The organism is Clostridium disporicum (genome assembly GCF_001405015.1).
In the GTDB taxonomy this organism is placed as follows: Bacteria; Bacillota; Clostridia; order Clostridiales; family Clostridiaceae; genus Clostridium; species Clostridium disporicum_B.
On sequence record NZ_CYZX01000018.1, the window covers coordinates 64,909 to 72,804 of the forward strand.

Consider the following 7,896-nt stretch of genomic DNA (forward strand, 5'->3'; position numbering starts at 1 on the left):
TATACAGAAGTTAAATTCAAAATCTGTCATTTATTTAAATAAATTTTTACAGAATGAATTATAATTTTGTAAGTGGAAATTATTACTATAACGGTTGTAGTTTCATAAATAACAATTTGAAAGGTGATTATATGACTATAAGAATTAATAATATAGTACTTGGACTAGATGATAATATAGAAGTTTTAAAGAAAAGAGTAAGTAAGAAATTAAAGATTTCAATTGATGAAATAGAAAACTTTAAAATTATAAAAGAAAGTTTAGATGCAAGAAATAAAAATAATATTAAGTTTACATATGCTATTGAAGTTAATCATAAAAATGAAAAGAAAATTGTTGATAGACTTCATGATAACAATGTAAAAATAGATGATACAAAGTATGATCCAGATGTAGAACCTGGAACTGAAGAACTTAATAGTAGACCTGTTGTAGTAGGTCTAGGTCCAGCTGGGTTATTTGCAGCGTTAATGTTAGCTGAAAAAGGATATAGACCATTAGTTATAGAAAGAGGAGAAGATGTAGATAAAAGAACTGAAACAGTAAAAAGATTTTGGGATAATGGAGAACTAAACCTAGAATCTAATGTTCAGTTTGGAGAAGGGGGAGCCGGATCATTTTCAGATGGAAAATTAACTACAAGAATTAAAGATAAAAGATGCGACTATGTTTTAGAGCAATTAGTTTCAGCTGGTGCACCTGCTGAAATTATATATGAAGCTAAGCCACACGTTGGAACTGATATATTAAAAGATGTAGTTAAGAATATAAGAAAAAAGATTATAGCTTTTGGGGGAGAAGTTATGTTCTCTTCAAAGCTTGAATACATAAATGGGAAAGATGGTAAAATAAAGAGCATAATAGTGAATGGCGAAGAAATACCTTGTGATGCTCTAGTTTTAGCTTTAGGACATAGTTCAAGAGATACATATGAGATGTTAAAAGAAATTGGTATATTTATGGAGCCAAAGGCTTTTGCAGTAGGTGTAAGAATAGAACATCCACAAGAAATGATAAATATTTCTCAGTATGGAAAATATCATAATCATCCGAGATTAAAAGCGGCAGATTATAAACTTACATATCAAAGTAAAGATTTAAATAGAGGGGTTTATTCATTCTGTATGTGTCCAGGTGGAGTTGTTGTTGCAGCTTCTTCAGAGGAGAATAGATTAGTATCAAATGGAATGAGTTATTATGCTAGAGATTTAGAAAATGCAAACTCTGCTTTAGTAGTTACAGTTAGTCCAGAGGACTTTGAAGGAAATGATGTATTAAGAGGTATGGAGTTCCAAAGACATTATGAAAGTTTAGCCTTTAAACTTGGAGGAAGTAATTATAATGCACCAGTTCAGTTATTAGGTGATTTCTTAAATAATAGAAAATCTACTAAATTAGGAGCTGTAAATCCTAGTTATAAGCCAGGATATGAATTAGTTGATATGAGAGGGTGCTTACCGAGTTATGTAGTTGAAGCTATAAAAGAAGGTGTAGTTAACTTTGATAAGAAAATACAAGGGTATGGAAGAACTGATGCTGTTCTTACAGGAATAGAAACTAGAACATCTGCTCCAGTAAGAATAACAAGAAATGAAAATCTTGAAAGTATATCTATGCATGGATTATATCCAGCAGGTGAAGGAGCTGGGTTTGCTGGAGGAATAATATCAGCAGCAGTTGATGGAATAAAAGTAGCAGAAAGAATAATAGGAAAATATAAGTGTTATTAAATATAGTAAAAAATCCTGAAAAGTTTATTTTCAGGATTTTTTTTATTACAAATAATTTTAAAATAGTAAAATGATGGTATAATGGTTAATGGGTAAACAAATAATTAAATAAAGAAAAGTATGGAATAGTATGAGGTGTTATATGGGAAAGAATTTTGAAGAATTATTTTCACAATTAAAGGCTGTAAGTACTAAGAAATTAGCTGTAGCGGTAGCTCAAGATGAACCTGTCTTAGAAGCTGTTAATTTAGCAAAAGATAGAGGAGTTGTAGATTCAATTCTAGTAGGAGATAAGGCTAAAATTGAAAAAATAGCTAAAAATATTGATATGGATTTAAGTAAATTTGAAATAATAAACGAAGAGGATCCACAAAAAGCTACATTGAAAGCTATGGAGTTAGTATCTACCGGACAAGCTGATATGGTAATGAAAGGTCTTATAGATACAGCTACATTTTTAAGAGGTGTATTAAATAAGGAAGTAGGATTAAGAACAGGAAAGCTTATGTCTCATGTTGCAGTATTTGAAATCGATGGTATAGATAGACTTATATTACTTACAGACGCAGCATTTAATACTTATCCAGACATTAAGGCAAAAGCTCAGATTATTAATAATTCAGTGATGGTAGCGAAAGCTTGTGGTATTGAGTACCCAAAGGTAGCTCCAATTTGTGCTGTAGAAGTTGTGAATACAGATATGCCGGCAACAGTAGATGCATCACTTTTATCTAAGATGAATGATAGAGGTCAAATAAAGGGATGTATAGTAGATGGACCATTAGCGTTAGATAATGCGTTATCTGAAGAGGCAGCTCATCATAAGGGTATAAAAGGTGAGGTTGCTGGAAAAGCAGACATATTATTATTTCCAAATATTGAGGCTGCGAATGTAATGTATAAAGCATTAACATATACAGCGAAAACTAGGAATGGTGGTATTTTAGTAGGAACATCAGCTCCAGTTATTTTGACATCTAGAGCTGACAGTTGTGAAACTAAGGTAAATTCTATAGCTTTAGCAGCATTAGTTGCAGAATCAAAGAAATAAACGGATAAAGAGGGAGATTGAGAAATGTCATACAGATTACTTATAATAAATCCAGGGTCAACATCAACTAAGATAGGAGTATATGATGGAGAACATGAAGTTTTAGTTGAAACTTTAAGGCATTCAGCAGAAGAGATTCTTTCTTATAAAACTATTTATGACCAAAAAAGTTTTAGAAAGAATGTTATTTTAGATGTGTTGAAAAATAAGAAATTTGATATAACTACTTTAGATGCTGTAGTTGGTAGAGGTGGAATGCTTAAACCTATGCCAGGAGGAACTTATGAAGTTGATGAGTCTATGATAGAAGATCTAAAAGCAGGAGTACAAGGGCAACATGCATCTAATTTAGGGGGAATATTATCGAAGGAAATAGCTGATGAATTAGGAATAAAGGCTTTTATAGTTGATCCAGTAGTAGTAGATGAACTTCAAGATATTGCAAGGATTTCAGGAATGCCTGAATTACCAAGAAAGAGTAAATTTCATGCTTTAAATCAAAAAGCTGTAGCAAAGAGATATGGAAAAGAAACTAACAAAGGATATGAAAATCTTAATTTAATAGTTGTTCATATGGGTGGAGGAGTTTCTGTTGGAGCTCATAAAAATGGAAGAGTTATAGATGTTAATAATGCATTAGATGGTGATGGACCATTCTCACCAGAACGTGCAGGATCAGTTCCTGTAGGTGATTTAATAAAGATGTGTTATAGTGGGAAATATACAGAATCTGAGGTATTTAGTAAGATAGTTGGTAAAGGTGGCTATGTAGCATATTTAAATACTAACGATGCAAGAGATGTATTAAAGCTAAAGCAAGAAGGAGATAAGTACGGATCATTAATATATGATGCATTTATATATCAAATTTCAAAAGAAATTGGAAGTATGGCAACAGTATTAATGGGCAAAGTCGATGCTATTATTTTGACAGGTGGAATTGCCTATGGAAAAAAAGTATGTGATGATATAAATTCGTATGTAGGATGGATTGCACCAATAGTAGTATATCCAGGAGAAGATGAATTGTTAGCATTAGCACAAGGGGCAATTAGAGTTCTTAGTGGAGAAGAAAAAGCAAAAAAGTACGTTTAAGATAATATAAAATTAAAGTGCAAGACAATATTTAAAGTTAAGAATTAATTCTTAACTAAAATGAGTCTTGCTCTTTTTTGTTATTAATATATATAATTTCAACTCTATATATCTGCATATGAAGCAATTAAGTTTATTTAAGTGGATGGATAACTAAAGAAATGATATTAATTCGTATTAAAAATTAAATACTTGTCAAGAATTTGGACAAGGGGTGAAGAGGATGAGAACAACTGTTAATATTAATAATAAATTAACTATGATTTCAGAAATGATTAATGATTCAACTTTTCAAATACTTGAGTATGAAAACTTAAGTGGAGTAAGTTCGATTGAGAATACAATAAATATAAATAGATTACAGAATTATGGGATAACTCTTAAGCAAGCTAGAATAATCTTAGATAATAGTTCGGTTAAAGTACAGCCTGGAGCTTTAAGCTTTATGAAAGGTGACGTTTCTATAAAAAGTAATATAGAAGTTACATCTAAATTTTCACAGAGGTTATTTAAAAATAAAAAAATAGATGAATCTATGATTAAACCAATAATTGAAGGTAAAGGGGAGGTGTTTTTAGAACAAACCCTTGAATATTTTACGTTGGTAGAGTTAGAAGATGATGAAGTAATAATAGATGATAATATATTTTATGCTTGTGAAGAGGAAATTGAAATATATAAAATTATGAAAAGGACATCTCAAATGAAAGAAGATGATGAGGATATTGTTCAATTGAAGCTAAAAGGAAGTGGGATAGTTTTATTAAAAATTCCAGTACCTGAAAGTGAGATATTAAGATGTAAACTTTATAAAGATAAACTAGTAGTAAAAGATGATTTAGTAGTATTGAGAACAGGAAATGTAAAATTATCAGTAGAGAGTTCTGGAAATACTATAATTAGGGATATATCTGATAATGATGATAAGGTTGATATATATACTGGGATAGGAGAAGCTTGGATAATTCCTACAAAAAATATTTATAACAAAACTTTTAATATAAGCAGTGATATTTGCAAAGAAAATTTTGATGACGATGATGAGAATGATGAAATATATTAATTATAAGTTCAAATAACTAAAGTTTAAATTTGAATACTAACTTATGGATATAATATATTATAAATAGACGATTTTGTTATCAAGTTGTAAATTAAAGGAATACGATGTATACTATAGTGGGGTTTTACTAGTTCATTAAAGTATATACAATAAAAATAAGTGAGGTAATTTAAATGAGTAGAATGTTTGGAACTGATGGAGTAAGAGGTGTAGCAAACACTGAATTAACTGCAGATATTGCTTATAGTTTAGGAAGAGCTGGAGCTTATGTTTTAACAGAAGGTACACATAAACCAAAGATACTAGTAGCTAAGGATACAAGAATATCAGGGGATATGTTAGAAGCAGCTTTAGTTGCAGGGATACTTTCAGTAGGAGCAGAGGCTGTATTGTTAGGAGTTGTACCAACACCAGCAGTAGCTTATTTAACAAGAAAATATAATGCTGATGCAGGAGTAATGATTTCAGCATCTCATAATCCAGTTCAAGATAATGGAATAAAGTTCTTTGATAATAGAGGATATAAATTAGATGATAGTATAGAAGATGAAATACAAAGAGTTATAGAAAGTAACTTCGCAGAGGTTCCATCACCAATAGGAGGAGCTATAGGTAGATGTAGTACTGAACCAAGAGCGTTAGATGAATATATAGATTTTGTTAAGTCAACTATTACAGGTGATTTAAAAGGAGTAAGAGTTGGATTAGATTGTGCTAATGGAGCAGCTTACGAAGCAGCAGTTAAGGCATTTAGAGAGTTAGGTGCAGTAGTTAGAGTAATCAATGATAATCCAGATGGAGAAAATATTAATGATGCTTGTGGATCAACTCATCCAGAAGAATTAATGGATTATGTTGTAAGAAAGAATTGTGATTTAGGATTTGCTTTTGATGGTGATGCAGATAGATGTATGGCTGTTGATGAAAAAGGAAATTTAATTCATGGAGATTATATCTTAACTTTATGTGCTAAGCACTTAAAAGACGAAGGAAAGTTAAAGGATGATACTTTAGTAGTAACTGTGATGAGTAACCTTGGTCTAGATATAGCTTGTAAGAAAGAAAATATAAAGACTATTAAGACTAAAGTTGGAGATAGATACGTATTAGAAGAAATGCTTAAGAATGGATATGTTTTAGGGGGAGAACAATCAGGACATATAATATTCTTAGAACATAATACAACTGGAGATGGATTATTAACAGCACTTCAAGTTGCATCTATTAAAAAGCATACAGGAAAAACTTTAAGTGAATTAGCTGGAATAATGAAAGAGCTACCTCAAGTATTAGTAAATGCTAGAGTTACTAATGATAAGAAGAATATATACTTAGAAGATGAAGAAATAATAAACTCTATTAAGGAAATTGAAGCTAAGCTTAATGGAAAAGGTAGAGTGTTAATAAGAGCATCAGGAACTGAACCTCTAATAAGAGTTATGCTTGAAGGTGAAAATCAAGAAGAAATCGATAAAATGGCCCATGATCTTGCTAACTTAATACTAAGCAAAATATAAAATTAAAGACCACACAAGTGGTCTTTTTATTTTTCAAGTAAATTATAGTTAAATCAATTTTATAAATAACATTAGAAGTATAGAAAAAACATAAGACTAGCGAATAAGATTTTTTAATTTAGTAAAAAAGAATTGGGTGAAATTTAAAGAAAAATGATAAAATGATAAAAAAATAGTCATACAAATAATAAAGTGGTAAAAAAATAACCGATAATTGATAAGCAGGTAAAGTTGTGTTAATTTTAACAATCATGTTGAAAAAATAACAAATTTGTTGTACAATCTTATCATGATAACGATTAATAAAATTATTTTTTAGGGGGATAATATTTATGAAAAAGAAAGTAATCGCAGTTACATTATTAGCAGCTATGGCATTAACAGGATGTGGATCTAAAGGATTTACAGGAGAAAAAGTTGGAGAAATAGAAGATTCAAAAGGAAATGTAACTATGGCAACTGTTCAATTTGAAAATGGTAAAGCAGTAGCAGTAGACATTGATGTTAAACAAGCTGATGGATCAATGAAATCAGAAGCTTCTAAATCAGGTGCTTATGATATGAAAAATGAACCAGGAAAGAAATGGCACGAACAAGCTGACTTATTAGAAGAGTTCATCGTAGCTAACGACTTTGATTTAAGCAAAGTAACTTTAACAAATGACGAAGGAAACACTGATGCAGTATCAGGAGTTACAATAAAAGTTAAAGGTTACTTAGACGCAGTTGAGGATGCATTAAAACAAGCTAAATAATAATTGATATAATAAGTGGGTATCATTCAAAAATGAATGATACCTTTTTGTTTAAAATAAATTTACTTTACAACATAAACGCTAAAATGTATAATTTATCATGCCGAAAAAACAAAAAAAATATAGAAAATTATATGTTTTAGGGAATGACACTTATGAAAAAGAAAGTAATTGCAGTTGTATTATTAGCATCTATGACATTAACTGGATGTGGGTCAAAAGCATTTACAGGAGAAAAAGTAGGAGAAGTTCCAGGTGGATTTGGTGGAACAACTAAAGCTACAGTTAAATTTGAAGAAGGTAAGCCAGTTTCAGTTGAGCTTGATAATGTAGAAGATAATGGTTCAAGTAAAGCAGAAGCTTCTGAGGCAGGAACTTACGATATGAACAATGCTCCAGGAAAGAAGTGGCATGAGCAAGTTGATTTATTAGAAGAAGCTATCGTTTCTAATGAATTTGATTTAAGCAAATTAAATGTAACTGATGGAAAAACTGATGCAGTATCAGGAGTTACAATTTCAGTTCAAGAATTCGTAGATGCAGTTCAAAACGCTTTAGAACAAGCTAAATAGTAACTAATATGAAAAAGGGGCTGTATCAAAAAAAATTTGATATTTGCCGATAAAGAAAAGGAAGTTCGAATTTGAACTTCCTTTTTTGCGCATAGTAATAATATGAAAAACTT

General features: G+C 30.4%; 7 protein-coding genes. All 7 read left to right on the forward strand.

Annotation, left to right across the window (positions count from 1 at the left end; translation table 11 throughout):
- Positions 1–131: 131 nt before the first annotated feature.
- On the forward strand, positions 132–1,730 hold the full coding sequence (locus ARA56_RS12310) for an NAD(P)/FAD-dependent oxidoreductase (protein ID WP_055267100.1): 1,599 nt from the start codon (positions 132–134) through the stop codon (positions 1,728–1,730).
- Positions 1,731–1,872: 142 nt separating this feature from the next.
- Positions 1,873–2,781: a phosphate butyryltransferase gene (ptb, locus tag ARA56_RS12315; RefSeq protein WP_055267101.1), complete on the forward strand. Its 909-nt coding sequence runs from the start codon at positions 1,873–1,875 to the stop codon at positions 2,779–2,781.
- A 24-nt stretch (positions 2,782–2,805) separates the two neighbouring features.
- A complete protein-coding gene (buk, locus tag ARA56_RS12320) occupies positions 2,806–3,876 on the forward strand; it encodes a butyrate kinase (RefSeq protein ID WP_055267103.1) in 1,071 nt (356 codons plus the stop codon).
- Between the two features lie 223 nt (positions 3,877–4,099).
- The gene (locus ARA56_RS12325; protein ID WP_055267105.1) at positions 4,100–4,939 is read left to right on the forward strand and encodes an AIM24 family protein; all 840 of its coding nucleotides are present in this window, start codon (positions 4,100–4,102) and stop codon (positions 4,937–4,939) included.
- Positions 4,940–5,112: 173 nt separating this feature from the next.
- Positions 5,113–6,456 carry a phosphoglucosamine mutase gene (gene glmM / locus ARA56_RS12330; RefSeq protein ID WP_055267107.1) on the forward strand — a complete coding sequence of 448 codons (1,344 nt, stop codon included), beginning with the start codon at positions 5,113–5,115 and terminating at the stop codon, positions 6,454–6,456.
- 332 nt (positions 6,457–6,788) lie between these two features.
- Positions 6,789–7,211 (forward strand): FMN-binding protein, encoded by a 423-nt coding sequence (locus tag ARA56_RS12335; RefSeq protein ID WP_055267109.1) that lies wholly within the window; start codon positions 6,789–6,791, stop codon positions 7,209–7,211.
- Between the two features lie 155 nt (positions 7,212–7,366).
- On the forward strand, positions 7,367–7,783 hold the full coding sequence (locus ARA56_RS12340) for an FMN-binding protein (RefSeq protein WP_070205695.1): 417 nt from the start codon (positions 7,367–7,369) through the stop codon (positions 7,781–7,783).
- Positions 7,784–7,896 lie beyond the last annotated feature (113 nt).